Genomic DNA, 17,707 nt, shown 5'->3' with positions numbered 1-17,707 from the left:
ACCGCATCCTTCACGCCCCACCGTACCGCCTTGCGCCGCGGCCGTGCGGGGAGCGCTGTTGTGTTCACTCAGGGCTGTAAACATCAAGTCCCCCCGTTCTGTTCCGTATCCTGTGCCCGCTCATTCCCGGTCTGTTCGCCTGCCAGCTCCTGAAGGAGCAGCGCGAGTACGCTCCGTACACTCTCCATACGGATTTCCGCACGGTCACCGTTCAACCGCAGAGCGGCCACTTTCCCGCCACCAAGTTCGCCGGAAACCTCTTCGAACGGGCCGTCCACGGCGACGAAAACCGTGCCGACCGGCTGTCCGTCCTGGGGCTCGGGGCCTGCCACACCGGTGGTCGCGAGCCCCCAGTCCGCGCCCAGCGCCTTCCGCACGCCGACCGCCATCTGGGCCGCGACCTGCGGATCCACGGCCCCGCGTGCGGCCAACAGGGTGCCGTCGACCCTGAGGACGTCCCGCTTCAGATCGGTGGCGTACGCGGTCACCGAACCGCGGAAGACCTTGGAGGCCCCGGGCGCCGCCGTGATCTCCGCGGCCACCAGGCCACCGGTCAGCGACTCGGCGACAGCGAGCGTTTCCCCCCTCACCGTGAGTAGCCGCACCACTTCGGTGGCCAGAGGATTCACCGCTCCGCCTCCTGAGCCGTGGCCCGGCGCTCGGCGATTCCGCGCCTGCGCAGCACAATGGCTTGTCTCACATAGTCGAGGCCGGTGACGACGGTCAGCACGATCGCGGCCGCCATCACCCAGAACCTCAGGGTGGCAAGCCACCCCGTGAGCGGCAGGACGTACATGCCGACGGCCACGCCCTGCGTCAGCGTCTTCAGCTTGCCGCCCCGGCTCGCCGGGATCACGCCGTAGCGGATGACCAGGAAGCGCAGCAGGGTGATCCCGAGCTCGCGGCCGAGGATGACTCCCGTCACCCACCACGGCAGATCGCCGAGCCAGGACAGACAGATCAGCGCCGCACCCATGATCGCCTTGTCGGCGATGGGGTCGGCGATCTTCCCGAAGTCGGTGACGAGGTTGTACGTGCGCGCCAGGTGGCCGTCGAACAGGTCGGTGATCATGGCGATGGCGAAGGCCGCCCAGGCGAGCGAGCGCCATGCCGGGTCGTAACCGCCGTTGCCGAGCATCAACGCGACGAAGCCCGGCACGAGGACCAGGCGGAGCATCGTCAGGAGGTTGGCCACGTTCCAGACGCTGGCCTGGTTGACCGCGGCGGCCGTCAGCTTGCCGCCCCGCACCGACCGGGCGCCTTCCTGGGCACCGGCGCCGCCCGGCGCATCCGGACCCTGGACCGAGTCGGCGGACTGGCTGCCGGAGGGTCCCTTGGCGGCCTTGGCGCCCGACCTGCCCGCGCCGCCGGCGGCGCCCGGCGAGGACGCCCCGCCCCGCGCGCCGGAGGAGCCGCCCGCCGCGGATGCCGGGATTCCGGTCATCTGCCCGCCTCCTCAGGACACCCGAGCGAGCCCTCGAGCGGCTCGGCCACCAGGTCGACACCCTCCGCACCGACCACCTTCGCCTCGACCATACGGCCGACGCGGAGACCTTCGCCCCTCGTGAACAGGACCTGGCCGTCCGTCTCGGGCGCCTGGTGCGCGGCGCGGCCGTACGCGGCCGCCTCCTCGTCGTCCTCGTCCACCGACTCCACGAGCACGTGCACGGTCTCGCCGCCGCGCTCCTCGGCGCGCTGCGACACCAGTTCCTCGGCCAGCCGGGAGACATGGGCCAGACGCTCGGCGACGACGTCCTCGTCGAGCTTGTCGTCGTACGTCGCGGCCTCGGTGCCCTCCTCGTCGGAGTAGCCGAAGACACCGATCGCATCCAGCCGCGCACCGTTCAGGAAGCGCTCGAGTTCGGCCAGGTCGGCCTCGGTCTCGCCGGGGAAGCCCACGATGAAGTTGGAGCGCACCCCGGCCTCCGGCGCCTTGCTCCGGATGGTGTCGAGGAGCTCCAGGAAGCGGTCGGTGTCGCCGAAGCGCCGCATCGCGCGCAGGACGCCGGGCGCGGAGTGCTGGAAGGACAGGTCGAAGTAGGGCGCGACCTTGGGCGTGGAGGTCAGCACGTCGATGAGACCGGGCCGCATCTCGGCGGGCTGAAGGTAGCTGACGCGGACACGCTCGATGCCGTCCACCTCGGCGAGCTCCGGCAGCAGGGACTCCAGGAGACGGATGTCGCCCAGGTCCTTGCCGTACGAGGTGTTGTTCTCGGAGACCAGCATGATCTCCCTGACGCCCTGCTCGGCCAGCCAGCGCGTCTCGTTCAGCACATCGCTGGGGCGGCGGGAGATGAAGGAGCCGCGGAAGGACGGGATGGCGCAGAAGGAGCAGCGTCGGTCACAGCCCGAGGCGAGCTTCACCGAGGCGACGGGCGAGCCGCCGAGCCGCCGGCGCAGGGGCGCACGGGGGCCGGAGGCCGGAGCGACGCCTTCCGGCAGGTCGGTGGGACCGTGCCCCGGCAGTGCGACGACTGCCGCGGACTCCTGCCGCCGCGCCGGGCTGATCGGCAGCAGCTTGCGCCGGTCGCGAGGGGTGTGCGAAGCGTGGATACCGCCGGACAGGATGGTCTGGAGGCGGTCGGAAATGTCCGCGTAATCGTCGAAACCGAGCACACCGTCGGCCTCCGGGAGGGCCTCGGCGAGCTCCTTGCCGTACCGCTCGGCCATGCAGCCCACCGCCACCACGGCCTGCGTTCTGCTGTGGCTCTTGAGGTCGTTGGCCTCCAGCAGGGCGTCCACGGAGTCCTTCTTCGCGGCCTCGACGAAGCCGCACGTGTTCACGACGGCGACGTCCGCGTCCCCGGCGTCCTCCACGAGCTGCCAGCCGTCCGCCTCCAAACGGCCTGCGAGCTCCTCCGAGTCCACCTCGTTACGGGCGCAGCCAAGGGTGACGAGTGCGACGGTACGGCGTTCAGGCATGGGCTCAAGACTACTTCGTCCCGCTGACACCCCACGTCGACGGGGTTGGCCGATCTTGGCCAACCCCGTGTGTTCAGTGCTCGTGGGTCCCGCGTGGGCACCGTCCGGGTGCCGCGGACGTCCGTCACCCGCTGACGGGGTCGCCCTTCGTGTAGGTCAGACGCTCGACCTGGCCGGACTGGAAGACGTCCTGGATCTTCTTGCCGTTGACGTACAGCTCGATGGCGCCCGCGTCGCCGAGGACCAGGTCGATCTTCTCCTTGTCCTGGAAGGTCTGCGAGTCACCCTTCTTCAGCAGCCCGTCGAACAGGCTCCGTCCGTTGTGGTCCTTGGCGGAGAGCCAGCTGCGGCCCTTGGCGGCACTGACCTGGACGGTCACCTTGTCCCTGGGCGCGGCTGCGATGGCGCTGTCGGAGGGCTCGGGCTTCTGGATGCCCTTGCCGCTCTTGGGCGTGGCAGTGGCGGGCTTGCCGGTACTCGCCGCGGGACCCTTGGCGACCTGCGTCTTGACGGTGTCCGAACCGCCGGTCCCCTTGATCGCGGTGAATCCGACGAAGCCGATCACCGCGACGATCGCCGCGACCATGGCCGCGGTCCAGTTGGGTCCGCGCCGCTCGGGGCGGATACGTTCCGCCTCGAAGAGCGGGGTCGCCGGGGTCGGAGCGGGCCGTGCGGCGTGCTCGGCGGCGTACTGCTCGAGAAGCGGGTCCGGATCGATGTGCACAGCCCGCGCGAGCGTGCGAATGTGACCTCGTGCGTAGACGTCGCCGCCGCAGGGGGCGAAATTGTCCTCTTCGATCGCGTGGACGATGGCCATGCGGACCCGGGTGGCGTTGCTGACGTCGTCGACGGTCAGCCCGGCCGCGATGCGCGCCTGTTGCAGGGCTCGGCCGATCGAAGGGCGGTCCGACGCGGCGGCGTCGTCACGCTGGTCCTCGAACGGACGCTCGTCCTCAGGGGAGTTGCCGTCAGGGGAGTTGCCGATGGACACGGGGGCGCCTTTCGAGCGTGTAGCCACCTGTGCTGGAAGTACAGTCTAGGGGGGTTACGAAAGGGTGGGGCAACCCGGCGGTATTACTTTGTACGCCATCAGAATGGCCGGTCATCCTGATGTTGGGACATCTACCCGTCCCCTCGCTCAACTTGACGTATGTGGGCGGGAAACAGTTGCTCACGGATCACTTACGAGTGGGTCACGATCATGCGGCCGAACGCGCCGCCGGGTGCAGGCGACCACGCTCGGGCGAACCACTCGTACGGCGAAACCGGGACCGCCCGCGTCCCTATGGTTGAGACTCCCCCCGGATCAGGGCGAGCACTCCGTCCAGGTCGTCGGGTTTCACAAGAACGTCACGTGCCTTGGAGCCCTCGCTGGGGCCGACGATGTTCCGCGACTCCATGAGGTCCATCAGCCGTCCGGCCTTGGCGAAGCCGACGCGCAGCTTCCGTTGGAGCATCGAGGTCGATCCGAACTGTGTGGAGACGACCAGTTCGGCCGCCTGGCACAGCAGGTCGAGATCGTCGCCGATGTCCTCGTCGATCTCCTTCTTCTGCTTCGTGCCGACCGTGACGTCGTCCCGGAAGTTGGGCGCCATCTGGTCCTTGCAGTGCTGGACGACCGCCGCGACCTCTTCTTCGGTCACGAACGCGCCCTGCATGCGCACCGGTTTGTTCGCGCCCATCGGCAGGAAGAGGCCGTCTCCCTTGCCGATCAGCTTCTCGGCACCGGGCTGGTCGAGGATGACCCGCGAGTCGGCCAGGGACGAGGTGGCGAAGGCGAGCCGGGAGGGCACGTTCGCCTTGATCAGACCGGTGACGACGTCCACGGACGGCCGCTGGGTGGCGAGCACCAGATGGATGCCGGCCGCCCGCGCGAGCTGTGTGATGCGCACGATCGCGTCCTCGACGTCACGCGGCGCCACCATCATCAGGTCGGCGAGCTCGTCGACGATCACCAGCAGGTACGGGTACGGCTGGAGCTCTCGCTCGCTGCCCTCGGGGGCCTTGACCTTGCCGTTCCTGATGGCCTCGTTGAAGTCGTCGATGTGCCGGAACCCGTAGGCCGCCAGGTCGTCGTAGCGCAGGTCCATCTCCCGCACGACCCACTGGAGCGCCTCGGCGGCCCGCTTCGGGTTGGTGATGATCGGCGTGATCAGGTGCGGGATGCCCTCGTAGGCGGTCAGCTCGACGCGCTTGGGGTCGACGAGGACCATCCGCACGTCCTCGGGGGTCGCGCGCATCATGATCGAGGTGATCAGGCAGTTGATGCAGGAGGACTTGCCGGAGCCGGTCGCGCCGGCGACCAGCATGTGCGGCATCTTCGCCAGGCTGTGCATCACATAGCCGCCCTCGACGTCCTTGCCGAAGGCGACCAGCATCGGGTCGTCGTCCTCGGCGGAGTCCGCAAGTCGCAGGACGTCACCGAGGTTGACCATCTCACGGTCGGTGTTCGGGATCTCGATGCCGACGGCGGACTTGCCGGGGATCGGGCTGATGATCCGCACATCGGGGCTCGCGACGGCGTACGCGATGTTCTTGGTGAGGGCGGTGATCCGCTCGACCTTCACGGCGGGACCCAGCTCCACCTCGTACCGGGTGACCGTCGGCCCGCGCGTGAAGCCGGTGACGGCGGCGTCGACCTTGAACTCGGTGAAGACGTTGGTGAGCGATGCGACGACGGCGTCGTTGGCGGCGCTGCGCGCCTTGCCGGGGCCGCCGCGCTGAAGGAGGTCCAGGGCCGGCAGCGCGTAGGTGATGTCGCCCGAGAGCTGGAGCTGCTCGGCACGCGGCGGCAGCTCGCGGGACTCGGCCGGTGCCGCCTTGGTCAGGTCGGGCACCGCGGACCCGGCCGTGAGCTTTTCCTGCTGGGGGCGCGCGGCCGGCACGGGCGTCGGGGTCGGCTCCGCGCGGTCGCCCACACTTACGCCCTGCGTGAGGTCGGCGACGACCGGGGACGGCGGCATGCCGTGCAGGACGGCACCGTCGAGCGCCGCGGCGGCGGCCGCCGCGACGTCCACGGCGTCCATCCGACGGCCCACGGCGGGCTGCTGCGCGGCCGGGCGGCGCGAACGGCCCCGGCGCTGGGAGAGCGCTTCCTGCTCGGCTGCGTCCGGCTCGTACTCCTCCGGGGCGGAACCGCGCCGCCGGGAGCGGGGCAGCGCCTCGCGCCACTGCTCGTCGTACCGCTCGTCGTCCTCGGTGAAGTCGTCGACGGGGTCGTGCAGGATCCCGAGCTTCACGCCCAGCAGCCGCAGCCGCTGCGGGATGGCGGTGACGGGTGTGGCGGTGACGACGAGCAGGCCGAAGAACGTCAGCAGGGCGAGCAGGGGCACCGCGAGGACGTCGCCCATGGTGAAGGTCAACGGGGTGGCCGCGGCCCACCCGATCAGCCCCCCGGCGTCCCTTATCGCCTGCATCCCGTCGCTGCGCGCGGGGGCGCCGCATGCGATGTGCACCTGGCCGAGCACGCCGATGACGAGCGCGGACAGGCCGATGACGATGCGGCCGTTGGCATCCGGCCGCTCCGGGTGCAGGATCAGGCGCACGGCGATCACGCCGAGCAGGAGCGGCACGAGCAGGTCGAGACGGCCGAAGGCACCGGTCACCAGCATCTGGACGAGGCCGCCGACCGGGCCGTGCAGATTGGCCCAGGTGCCGGCGGCGACGATCAGCGAGAGCGCGAACAGCAGGAGCGCGAGACCATCCTTGCGGTGCGCCGGGTCGAGCCCCTTCGCGCCCCGCCCTATGCCGCGGAACATGGCCCCGACGGCGTGCGCGAGGCCGAGCCACAGGGCCCGCACGAGTCGGTACAGGCCCGCGGTCGGGTTGGGCGCCGGCGCGGGAGCGGGCTTCTTCGCCGGAGCCTTCCTGGCGGGCGCCCTCTTCGCGGCGGCTTTCTTCGCCGGGGCCTTCTTCGCCGGAGCCCTCCTGGGAGCGGCCGCCTTCTTGGCGGGCGACTTCTTGGCTGCGGGACGTGGGGCCATGGGTGTGAGATTACCGGTGGAGACGGCAGGGGACACGCGTGCCCACAGCTTCACCCGTTCGTGTCGTACCACGAGAGGCACGAAACTGACGCGGACTCAACGCGGGTACACCCGCTTGGCGCAGAGTCGACCTACGGGGCAGCCTGCGGAACGGCCGCGAGGCATGACCCGCCCGCCCCGCGAAGCGGACCGTCAGCTCTGGGACGGCACCGGCGGTGTACCGCTGCCGGTACCCGGCTCCAGGGCGTCCAGGGCCCTGCGCAACCCAGTGAGTTTGCGTTCGAGATGGGCCGCCGTCGCTACTGCCGCCGCGTCCGCGGAGTCGTCGTCGAGCTGCTTCGACAGCGCCTCGGCCTGCTCCTCCACCGCCGCGAGCCGCGCGGAGAGCTCGGCGAGGAGTCCGGCGGGCTCCTTGCTCTCACCGGCCGCCGACTTGCCGCCGCCCTCCAGCTGGAGCCTCAGCAGGGCCGCCTGCTCGCGGAGTTGGCAGTTCTTCATGTAGAGCTCGACGAACACCGAGACCTTGGCCCGCAGCACCCACGGGTCGAACGGCTTGGAGATGTAGTCGACCGCACCCGCCGCGTACCCCCGGAAGGTGTGGTGCGGGCCGTGGTTGATGGCGGTCAGGAAGATGATCGGGATGTCACGGGTCCGCTCCCGCCGCTTGATGTGCGCGGCCGTTTCGAAACCGTCCATGCCCGGCATCTGGACGTCCAGCAGAATGACCGCGAAATCGTCCGTCAGCAGTGCCTTGAGCGCTTCCTCCCCGGACGATGCCCTGACCAGCGTCTGATCGAGCGCAGAGAGGATGGCCTCCAGCGCCAGCAGATTCTCCGGCCGGTCATCGACCAGGAGGATCTTGGCCTTCTGCACCATGGCCCGCCCTCCTCGCCCCGGCGTGGGGCCTCCCCTGTCCTCAGGACTCGGAATGACACCGCCCGGCGCCACCCCAGGGGACGACTCCCTTGCGCCGCCCGTCCTTGTGCCGGTCATCGTAGCCGCACCCCGCCTGTCGCCACACCCTGTCACCGCGATGTCACTGTGCACGTAGCAGAAACGCAGCAGGAGACCAGAAGGTTCCCCGTACCCCGCCGTTCTACACGGCTTCCACCACACTCAGTCAGCAACTCCGCGTGAACGTTCGGCCTTCCCGTCAGCCCTCACGCATCCACTGCCGCATCACTGTCAGCAGATGGTCGGGGTCGACCGGCTTGGTGACGTAGTCGGAGGCTCCCGACTCGATGGCCTTCTCCCGGTCGCCCTTCATGGCCTTCGCCGTCAGCGCGATGATCGGCAGACCCGCGAACTGCGGCATCCGCCGGATCGCCGTGGTCGTGGCGTACCCGTCCATCTCGGGCATCATGATGTCCATCAGGACGACCGCGACATCGTCGTGCTGTTCCAGGACCTCGATGCCCTCACGTCCGTTCTCCGCGTACAGCACCGACAGGCCGTGCTGCTCCAGGACGCTGGTGAGCGCGAACACGTTGCGGATGTCGTCGTCGACGATCAGGACCTTCTCGCTGTCGAACCGCACACCGTGACGCGGCTGCGGCCCCTCCTGCTGGTCCGCGGCCCACTGCTCCTGCCCGGCGCCGCCGCCGCGCTGCGCGCCCGCGGAGACCGCCTTGCGCCGACGCCGGAAGAGCGCCGCGGGCCCGTTCTGGGTGTCCTGGTACGACTTCACCTCGGCCGGGGTCTCGATGTCCGGCGCGATCAGGCCCGCCTCGGACGCCAGCAGTTCGTCCGCCTCCATGGCGGGCGCGAGCTGCGCGTAGCCCTGCGGAGGCAGTTCACTCGGGTGCAGCGGCAAATACAGTGTGAAGGTCGAGCCGCGCCCGGGCTCGCTCTGCGCGTGGATCTCACCGCCGAGCAACCGAGCGATCTCCCGCGAGATGGACAGCCCCAGACCCGTGCCGCCGTACTTGCGGCTCGTGGTGCCGTCGGCCTGCTTGAACGCCTCGAAAATCACCCGCATCTTGCTGGCGGCGATGCCGATGCCCGTGTCGGCCACGGAGAATGCGATCAGTTCCGCATCCATGTCCCGCAGCGAACCGGCCTCGAGCAACTGCTCCCGGATGGCCATCGGGACATCGTTGGCCGCCGGCCGGATGACCAGCTCGACGGCCCCGGTGTCGGTGAACTTCACCGCGTTGGACAGCAGGTTGCGCAGCACCTGGAGGAGGCGCTGCTCGTCGGTGTGCAGCGTGGCGGGCAGCTCGGGCGAGACCCGTACGGAGAAGTCGAGGCCCTTCTCCGCGGTCAGCGGCCGGAAGGTGGCCTCCACGTAGTCGACCAGCTGGACGAGCGCGATGCGTGTCGGCGAGACGTCCATCTTGCCCGCCTCCACCTTGGACAGGTCGAGGATGTCGTTGATCAGCTGGAGCAGGTCCGAGCCGGCCCCGTGGATGGTCTCGGCGAACTCGACCTGTTTCGGCGAAAGGTTGCCCTCGGCGTTGTCGGCGAGCAACTTGGCCAGAATCAGCAGCGAGTTGAGCGGTGTGCGCAGCTCGTGTGACATGTTGGCCAGGAACTCGCTCTTGTAGCGCATGGACACCGCGAGTTGCTCGGCGCGCTCCTCCAGGACCTGCCGCGCCTCCTCGATCTCGGTGTTCTTGACCTCGATGTCGCGGTTCTGCTGGGCCAGCAGCTCGGCCTTCTCCTCCAGTTCGGCGTTGGACGCCTGGAGGGCCTTCTGCCGCTGCTCCAACTCCTCCGATCGCATCCTCAGTTGATCGGTCAGCTCCTGCGACTGCTTCAGCAGAACCTCGGTCTTGGTGTTCACGGAGATGGTGTTGACGCTCGTCGCGATCATCTCGGCGATCTGGTTGAGGAAGTCCCTCTGGATCTGCGTGAACGGCGTGAAGGACGCCAGCTCGATGACCCCGAGCACCTTGCCCTCGAAGAGCACCGGAAGAACGATGACCTGGGCGGGCGGCGCCTCCCCGAGACCGGAGGAGATCTTCAGATAGCCGCTCGGTGCGTTCTCCACCAGGATCGTGCGCTTCTCCATGGCGGCCGTCCCGATGAGCGCCTCACCCGGCCGGAACGACGTCGGCATGGAGCCCATCGAATAGCCGTACGACCCCAGCATGCGCAACTCGTACGCGTCGTCCGCTTCGGGGCCCAGGTCCTTGCCGTCGACCAGCGGCATGGCGAGGAAGAACGCGCCGTGCTGCGCGGAGACCACCGGCGTCAGCTCGCTCATGATCAGCGAGGCCACGTCCTCCAGGTCCCGGCGGCCCTGCATCAGCGCGGAGATCCGGGCCAGATTGCCCTTGAGCCAGTCCTGCTCCTTGTTGGCGATCGTGGTGTCGCGCAGGTTGGCGATCATCTTGTTGATGTAGTCCTGAAGTTCCTGGATCTCCCCGGAGGCGTCCACGTCGATCTTCAGGTTGAGATCGCCGCGGGTCACCGCGGTCGCCACACGCGCGATGGCGCGCACCTGCCGGGTCAGGTTCCCGGCCATCTCGTTCACCGACTCGGTCAGGTCCCGCCAGGTGCCGTCGACGTCCCGCACCCGGGCCTGGCCGCCCAACTGGCCCTCCGTGCCCACCTCACGGGCGACCCTGGTGACCTCCTCGGCGAAGGAGGAGAGCTGGTCGACCATGGTGTTGATCGTGGTCTTGAGCTCGAGGATCTCACCCCGCGCGTCGATGTCGATCTTCTTGGTCAGATCACCCTTGGCGATGGCCGTGGTCACCATCGCGATGTTGCGCACCTGACCGGTGAGGTTGGACGCCATCTGGTTCACGGACTCGGTGAGGTCCTTCCACGTGCCGGCGACACCCGGTACGTGCGCCTGGCCGCCGAGGATGCCGTCCGTGCCCACCTCGCGGGCCACCTTGGTGACCTGGTCGGCGAACGAACTCAGCGTCTTCACCATGGTGTTGAAGGTGTCGGCCAGCTGGGCGACCTCACCGCGCGCCTCGATCGTCACCGTCCGCGTCAGGTCGCCGTTCGCGACGGCCGCCGCGACCTGCGAGATGTTGCGCACCTGTGTGGTCAGGTTGTTGGCCATCAGGTTGACGTTGTCGTTGAGGTCCTTCCAGATGCCCGTGACGCCCGGTACGTGCGCCTGGCCGCCGAGGATGCCCTCGGTGCCCACCTCGCGGGCCACCCGCGTCACCTGCTCCGCGAAGGACGACAGCTGATCGACCATCGTGTTGACGGTGGTGACCAGCTCCAGGATCTCGCCCTTGGCGTCGACGGTGATCTTCTTCGACAGGTCGCCCTTGGCGACCGCGGTGGTGACCTCGGCGATGTTGCGCACCTGGATGGTCAGGTTGTTCGCCATGAAGTTCACCGACTGGGTGAGGTCCTTCCAGGTGCCGGAGACACCCTGAACCTCGGCCTGGCCGCCGAGGATGCCCTCGGTGCCCACCTCGCGGGCCACCCGCGTCACCTGCTCGGCGAAGTTGGAGAGCTGGTCCACCATCGTGTTGATGGTGTTCTTCAGCTCCAGGATCTCGCCGCGCGCGTCCACGTCGATCTTCTGCGACAGGTCGCCACGGGCCACCGCCGTCGCCACCTGCGCGATGTTGCGCACCTGGGTGGTGAGGTTTCCGGCCATGCCGTTGACCGAGTCGGTCAGGTCACGCCACACGCCGGCCACGCCGGGCACCTGCGCCTGACCGCCGAGCCGGCCCTCCGTGCCCACCTCACGGGCCACCCGCGTCACCTGCTCCGCGAAGGCGGAGAGCTGGTCCACCAGGTTGTTGATGGTGTTCTTCAGCTCCAGGATCTCGCCGCGCGCGTCCACGTCGATCTTCTGCGACAGGTCACCACGGGCCACCGCCGTGGTGACCTGGGCGATCTGCCGCACCTGCGAAGTCAGGTTGCCCGCCATGAAGTTGACGGAGTCGGTGAGCTCCTTCCAGGTGCCGCTGACGCCCGGCACCACGGCCTGGCCGCCCAGGCGGCCCTCCGTGCCCACGTCCCGAGCCATGCGCGTGACCTGGTCCGCGAAGGCGGACAGCTGGTCCACCATCGTGTTCACGGTGTTCTTCAGCTGGAGCATCTCACCGGAGACGTCCACGGTGACCTTCTGCGAGAGGTCGCCGTTGGCCACCGCCGTCGTGACCTGGGCGATATTGCGGACCTGGCCGGTGAGGTTGCGGAAGGCGGTGTTGACCGAGTCCGTGAGGTCCTTCCAGGTGCCGGCGGCACCCGTCACCTGCGCCTGGCCGCCCAGCTCACCCTCGACGCCGATCTCCCGGGCCACGCGCGTGACCTCGGAGCCGAAGGCGGACAGCTGGTCCACCATCCCGTTGACGGTGTTCTTCAGCTCCAGCATCTCGCCCGCGACGTCGACGGTGACCTTCTGCGACAGATCACCGTTGGCCACGGCCGTCGTCACCGCGGCGATGTCCCGCACCTGGGTGGTCAGATTACGGAAGACCGTGTTCACCGAATCGGTGAGGTCCTTCCACGTTCCCGCCGCCCCCGGCACGTTGGCCTGCCCGCCGAGCCGTCCCTCGGCACCGACCTCGTTGGCCACCCGGGTGACCTCGTCCGCGAAGGTGCGCAGCGTCTCGGTCATCTGATTGATCGTCTCGGCGAGCTGGGCGACCTCGCCGCGCGCCGACACGGTCACCTTCTGCGACAGATCACCATTGGCGACCGCGGTCGTCACCTGCGCGATCCCCCGCACCTGGGCGGTCAGGTTGCCCGCCATCAGGTTCACCGAGTCGGTGAGGTCCTTCCACACGCCGGCCACCCCGGGCACCTGCGCCTGCCCGCCCAGCTCACCCTCCGTGCCCACCTCGCGGGCGACCCGGGTCACCTCGGAGGAGAACGAGGACAGCTGGTCCACCATCGTGTTGACGGTTTCCTTGAGCTCCAGCATCTCCCCGGCCACATGAACCGTGACCTTCCGGGACAAGTCACCCTTCGCGACCGCCGTCGTCACGAGGGCGATGTCCCGCACCTGCGCGGTCAGCCGGTACGCCATCGTATTGACCGAATCCGTGAGGTCCTTCCACGAACCGGACATACCGCGCACCCGGGCCTGCCCGCCCAGCTTGCCCTCCGTGCCCACCTCACTGGCCACCCGTGTGACCTCGTCGGTGAACGTCGACAGCTGGTCGACCAGATTGTTGACCGTACGCCCGACCTTCAGGAACTCCCCGCGCAGTGGATGCCCCGCCCCGTCCGGCACCTGCGTCCGCAGCTCCATGCGCGGCGACAGATCGCCCTCGGCCACCGCGGACAGCACCCGGCCGACCTCGGAGACGGGTCGTACGAGATCGTCGACCAGGGCGTTGGAGGCATCGATCGCGGCCCCCCAGGAACCCTCGCAGGCCCCCGTCTCCAGCCGCTCGGTGAGCTTGCCCTCACGCCCCACCATGCGCCGCACCCGCGCCAGCTCGCCGGTCAGATGCAGATTCCGGTCGGCCACCTCGTTGAAGACGGCCGCGATTTCGGACATCACTCCGTCTCCGGAGACGGTCAGCCGCTTCCGGAAGTTGCCGTCCCTCATCGAGACCAAAGCCGCAAGGAGCCGGTTCAGGGCCGCCGTGTCCACCGCGGTGGTTCCCTTGCGCGCACCGCGCTGGCTGCCCAGGGACTGTCCGCCTTTCGCGCGCGTATTCGTGCTCCGCGTCGCCGCGCCAGACTCCACTGTGTCCCTCCCGCAGGGGTCGACCGTCACTGCTGTGCTCAGGGGTACTGCTCGACGTACTGGTTACTGATGCGTAGTGCTGCCCGATATACCAGGCACACGGGCGTGCTCCTGCCCCAAGTGGCGGAGGACACTCGGCCTGTGCGGACCATCACCACAAGCTTGCCCAGTGTTTCACCATGCCTGAACCAGGCCATAACAGTTCGGCAGCTTCGCACACGCTCCGCACACTCTCCGGACGTAAACACCGGCGACCGGCATCCGCATGGACGGCGAAGGTAAGTAACCTTGCATGCGGCTGTCCAGCCGCGGTCCATCGGCCTGGGCGGTGGCACGAGTACGAGCGGGCAGGCATCGGAGGGGCGCCGCACCATGACCACCGGACTGCATCCCGGGGGACCACCCCAGGATCCCCGGGAGACGGGGAACCAGCCACTGCCTCGGCAGGAGCGGGTCGGCCCGGAAGCCCCGCACGTCGAGAACCGGACAGGGAGTTCTGTGATCACCGCGCGCGCGGCCGCCAGCTTCGAGCCCGTCGGACGATCGGTCGCAACCGCCCGGTCCTTCGTCCGTGACACCCTGCATGGCTGGGGCTTCGCCGACATCGTCGACGACGCCGTGGTCCTCACCAGCGAACTGGTCACCAACGCCGTCGTCCACGCGGGCACCTCCGCGGACGTCCTGTGCCTGCGCAGCGACGACGGCGTACGGATCGAGGTCGCCGACCGGTATCCGGAGCGCGAGATCCCCCTGCAGACGACCGCCGTCAGCATGGGCAGCCCCGACCGCGAGGGCGGCCGCGGGCTCCAGCTGTGCGCCGCCCTGGCCGGCCGCTGGGGTGTCGAGTACACGCCCACGCACAAACAGATCTGGTTCCAGCTGGATCTCCCCGAGCGCCCGGTGGGCACGCGCGCCGCCGGTCCCTCCCTGCCCGCCGATCTCCTCCCGCTGGCCGACGCGCGGGTCCGCGTCGCGGTCGTCCAGATCGACAGCAACGGCTCCATCGCCGCCTGGAACGAGGACGCGGAAGAGCTCTTCGGATACGCGTCCGAGCAGGTCACCGGCAAACCGCTCACCGACCTCGCGGCGTGGCCGCACACCCCGGGCACCGGAACGGGCGTCGCCGAGGCCCTCCAGCTCTCGCGTTGGGAGGGCAGCTACGGCATCCGCGGCGCCGACGGCCGCGTGAGCCCCGTCTACGCCTCCCATCTGCGCGTACGGGACACGGCGGGCGAACCGTCCACGGTCTGCCTGCTGGTCCGTGATCACGAACGCGCCATCCTGCAGACCCCGCTGCGGGGATCCGCCGGCGACACCACGACCGCTCCGGACGGACAGGCCCCGGACCCCTTCGAGGTCTTCATCGGCTCCCCCGCCCCCGACGACCTCGACGGCCTCCTCCAGAGAACGGTGGAACGCGCCCGCGACATGCTGGACGGCGACGCGGCCTTCCTGCTGCTGGCCACCGACGACGAGACGGAGCTGGAGGTACGCGCCTCCACGGGCCTGCCCTCCGCCCGCCAGCGCTTCGCCCGCGTCCCGGTCGAGGCGGGCCCCGGCCGCTACGGCTCGGCCCGTATGCCGGCCGTCCACGACGATCTGGCGGCCGTACCGGGCGCCGTCCCCCTGCTGAGCGGCACGGGCATGCGCTCGGTGGTGACGGTCCCGCTGAAGGTCGAGGGCCGCCTCACCGGCTCCCTCGGCGTCGCGGCCGAAGCGCCCTCCCGCTACTCCAACGAGGAGGCGCTGCGCCTGCAGTTCGCGGCCGACCGCATCGCCCTCGCCGTGGAGTCGGCACGCCTGGGCGAGCTGGAGCGGCTGCGACGAGGCTCACTCAGCTTCCTCGTCGAGGCCTCCGACCTCCTCGCGGGCACCCTGGACCGTGACCAGACGCTGGCGCTCATGGCCCAGATGACGATCCCGACCCTGGCCACCTGGTGCGCGGTGTACACGATCGCCGACCAGGCATCCGACCCGTACCTCTCCTACGTCCTGCACGAGGACGAGGAGCGCATCGACGGGCTCAAGGCACTCCTGTCCAAGATCCCCCCGCCGGAGCCGATCCCCACGCCCGGCGCCCGGGTCTGGACGGCCCCTGCGGCGGCGGCCCATCGGACGGCGCTGCGCACCTCGATGCGGAGCCTGGGTCTGGGCGAGCTCCCGACGGTCAGCAACGGTATCGGCACGAGCCTCGCGACAGCCTCGGCGGTCGGCGGCGAGACGGTCGTACTCCCCCTCGTGGCCCGCAACCGGGTCATCGGCATGCTGACCCTGGGCAAGCCCACGGATGAACACTTCCGGCAGGAAATCCTGGAGCTGGCCGAGGACCTGAGCCGCCGGGCGGCCCTGGCACTGGACAACGCCCGCCTCTACTCGGAGCGCACCGCCATCAGCCAGTCCCTCCAGCGCAGCCTGCTCCCGCCGGAGCTCCCGCAGATCGACGGCGTCGAGGTCGAGGTCATCTACCGCGCGGCCGGCGAGGGCAACGAGGTCGGCGGCGACTTCTACGACCTGTTCCCGATCCGGGACGGCGCGTACGGCTTCGCCATCGGCGACGTCTGCGGCACGGGCCCGGAGGCGGCGGCGGTCACCGGCCTGGCCCGCCATGCCCTCCGTCTGCTCGCGCGCGAGGGCTTCGGCGGCCCGGCCGTCCTGGAGCGCCTCAACTCGGCCATCCTCGACGAGGGTGCCCGCAGCCGCTTCCTGACGCTGCTCTACGGAGAGATGTGGCCGCAGGAGGACGGCAGCGCGGTGCTGAAGGTCGTCTGCGCGGGGCACCCGCTCCCGCTCCGGCTGCGCCAGGACGGCACTGTGGAACCGGCCGCCGAACCGCAGCCGCTCCTAGGCGTCATGGACGACCTCGAGCTGTACGAGCAGACGGTGACGCTCGACCCTGGCGACGTCCTGCTGTGCGTCACGGACGGCGTCACCGAACGCCGGGAGGGTGCCCGCATGTTGGGCGACGACGGCCTCGCCGACGTCCTCACCAACTGCACGGGCCTCACAGCGGGCGCGGTGGCTGCCCGCATCATGCGGGCGGTCGAACGCTTCGCCTCCGACGCCCCCTCGGACGACATGGCGATTCTCGCGATGCGGGTGCCGGGTCTTCCCAAGGAGTGAGGGAAGGCCGGGCCACCGGCCCGAGTTGGGCCGGAACCCGACTAGTGACAGAAAGAGGCCTCGCCCATCAGGGCGAGGCCTCTAGTTGTGGAGCCCCCAAACGGAATCGAACCGTTGACCTTCTCCTTACCATGGAGACGCTCTGCCGACTGAGCTATAGGGGCCTGTCGCGCTTTCGGAGTTTTCCTCGCGCCAACGGAATAGATCATACCCCGAACAGACCTGTGCTCCCAACCACGGGAAGTGGCTCAGAAGGCGGGCTGCAGCAATCCGCCCAAGGCATTGCACACGGAGACGATCCGGTTCATCTCACGTCTCGTCAGCGAGGCGTCCACCGGAAGCGAGAGCGTCTCGTCGGCGGCCCGCTCGGTCTCGGGCAGACACACATCGCGACGGAATCCCGGGACACGGTGCGCGGGCGTCTTCACCGGCACCCGGCACTCAACTCCCCTGGCCCTCACGGCCCGTGCGAAGGCATCCCGGTCCGGTCGGCCGTTGCCCGGCACACGCACCACGTACTGCTGATAGGTGTGGCCGCCACTGCTCTCGGGCGTCCGCACCCCACGCAGCCGCCGGTCGAGGTACGCGGCCCGCTCCCGACGCTGCGCCACCTCGGCGTACGGCGTCTCGGACTCCGCCTGCTCCAGCACGAGAAGATCATGGCGCTGCCCCAACTCGTGCAGCGCCGCGACGTCCGCCGGCCGCCCGAAGCGGTGGACGACGACGACCGCGGTCGTGTGCGGGGTCACCACGGCTTCGACGGCGACGGGGTCCAGGCAGTACGTCGCCGGGTCTATGTCGGCGAAGACCGGCGTCGCGCCCGTCAGGGCCACGGCTTCGGCAACCTCGATGTTGCCGAAGGCCGGCACGATGACCTCGTCACCGATGCCGATGCCTGCGGCCCTGAGCATTCCTGCAGTACCCATGGCCGGGATGCTGCTCCGGCAAAGTGAACCCGGCGTGACGCCCAAAACAAAAGAGCTGGTCCCCGAACCGAAGCTCGGGAACCAGCTCTGAAGATTTGTTCGGCGGTGTCCTACTCTCCCACAGGGTCCCCCCT

At 69.4% G+C, this 17,707-nt stretch carries 9 protein-coding genes and 1 tRNA gene; 1 reads left to right on the top strand and 9 read right to left on the bottom strand.

Annotation, left to right across the window (positions count from 1 at the left end):
• Nucleotides 1-83: 83 nt before the first annotated feature.
• The 7 genes from AAW14_RS31455 to AAW14_RS31425 form a co-directional block, all read right to left on the bottom strand.
• Nucleotides 84-629 (bottom strand): CinA family protein, encoded by a 546-nt coding sequence (locus AAW14_RS31455; protein WP_265567832.1) that lies wholly within the window; start codon nt 627-629, stop codon nt 84-86.
• The gene (gene pgsA / locus AAW14_RS31450) at nt 626-1,444 is read right to left on the bottom strand and encodes a CDP-diacylglycerol--glycerol-3-phosphate 3-phosphatidyltransferase (RefSeq protein ID WP_265567831.1); all 819 of its coding nucleotides are present in this window, start codon (nt 1,442-1,444) and stop codon (nt 626-628) included. The genes AAW14_RS31455 and pgsA overlap by 4 nt, the downstream gene beginning before the upstream one ends.
• The gene (gene rimO, locus AAW14_RS31445) at nt 1,441-2,922 is read right to left on the bottom strand and encodes a 30S ribosomal protein S12 methylthiotransferase RimO (protein ID WP_265567830.1); all 1,482 of its coding nucleotides are present in this window, start codon (nt 2,920-2,922) and stop codon (nt 1,441-1,443) included. Before rimO ends, pgsA begins: the two co-directional genes overlap by 4 nt.
• Before the next feature lie 124 nt (nt 2,923-3,046).
• Nucleotides 3,047-3,913 carry a helix-turn-helix domain-containing protein gene (locus tag AAW14_RS31440; protein WP_265567829.1) on the bottom strand — a complete coding sequence of 289 codons (867 nt, stop codon included), beginning with the start codon at nt 3,911-3,913 and terminating at the stop codon, nt 3,047-3,049.
• Between the two features lie 292 nt (nt 3,914-4,205).
• Nucleotides 4,206-6,905 carry a DNA translocase FtsK gene (locus AAW14_RS31435; protein WP_265567828.1) on the bottom strand — a complete coding sequence of 900 codons (2,700 nt, stop codon included), beginning with the start codon at nt 6,903-6,905 and terminating at the stop codon, nt 4,206-4,208.
• A gap of 192 nt (nt 6,906-7,097) precedes the next feature.
• The gene (locus AAW14_RS31430; RefSeq protein ID WP_265567827.1) at nt 7,098-7,781 is read right to left on the bottom strand and encodes a response regulator; all 684 of its coding nucleotides are present in this window, start codon (nt 7,779-7,781) and stop codon (nt 7,098-7,100) included.
• A 277-nt stretch (nt 7,782-8,058) separates the two neighbouring features.
• Nucleotides 8,059-13,527 (bottom strand): HAMP domain-containing protein, encoded by a 5,469-nt coding sequence (locus tag AAW14_RS31425; protein WP_265567826.1) that lies wholly within the window; start codon nt 13,525-13,527, stop codon nt 8,059-8,061.
• A gap of 372 nt (nt 13,528-13,899) precedes the next feature.
• On the opposite strand from AAW14_RS31425, the gene AAW14_RS31420 reads away from it, so the two are divergent.
• Nucleotides 13,900-16,647: a SpoIIE family protein phosphatase gene (locus AAW14_RS31420; protein WP_265567825.1), complete on the top strand. Its 2,748-nt coding sequence runs from the start codon at nt 13,900-13,902 to the stop codon at nt 16,645-16,647.
• A gap of 88 nt (nt 16,648-16,735) precedes the next feature.
• Here AAW14_RS31420 and AAW14_RS31415 read toward each other — a convergent pair.
• Nucleotides 16,736-16,811 (bottom strand) — tRNA-Thr (locus AAW14_RS31415).
• 84 nt (nt 16,812-16,895) lie between these two features.
• Nucleotides 16,896-17,558, bottom strand: a complete 663-nt coding sequence (locus AAW14_RS31410) for a DegT/DnrJ/EryC1/StrS family aminotransferase (RefSeq protein ID WP_265567865.1) — start codon at nt 17,556-17,558, stop codon at nt 16,896-16,898.
• Nucleotides 17,559-17,707 lie beyond the last annotated feature (149 nt).

Source organism: Streptomyces hygroscopicus, from assembly GCF_026168105.1.
Taxonomy (GTDB): domain Bacteria; phylum Actinomycetota; class Actinomycetes; order Streptomycetales; family Streptomycetaceae; genus Streptomyces; species Streptomyces hygroscopicus_D.
Note: the sequence above shows the minus strand (reverse complement) of the source record. Positions and strands in the feature narration are given on the sequence as shown.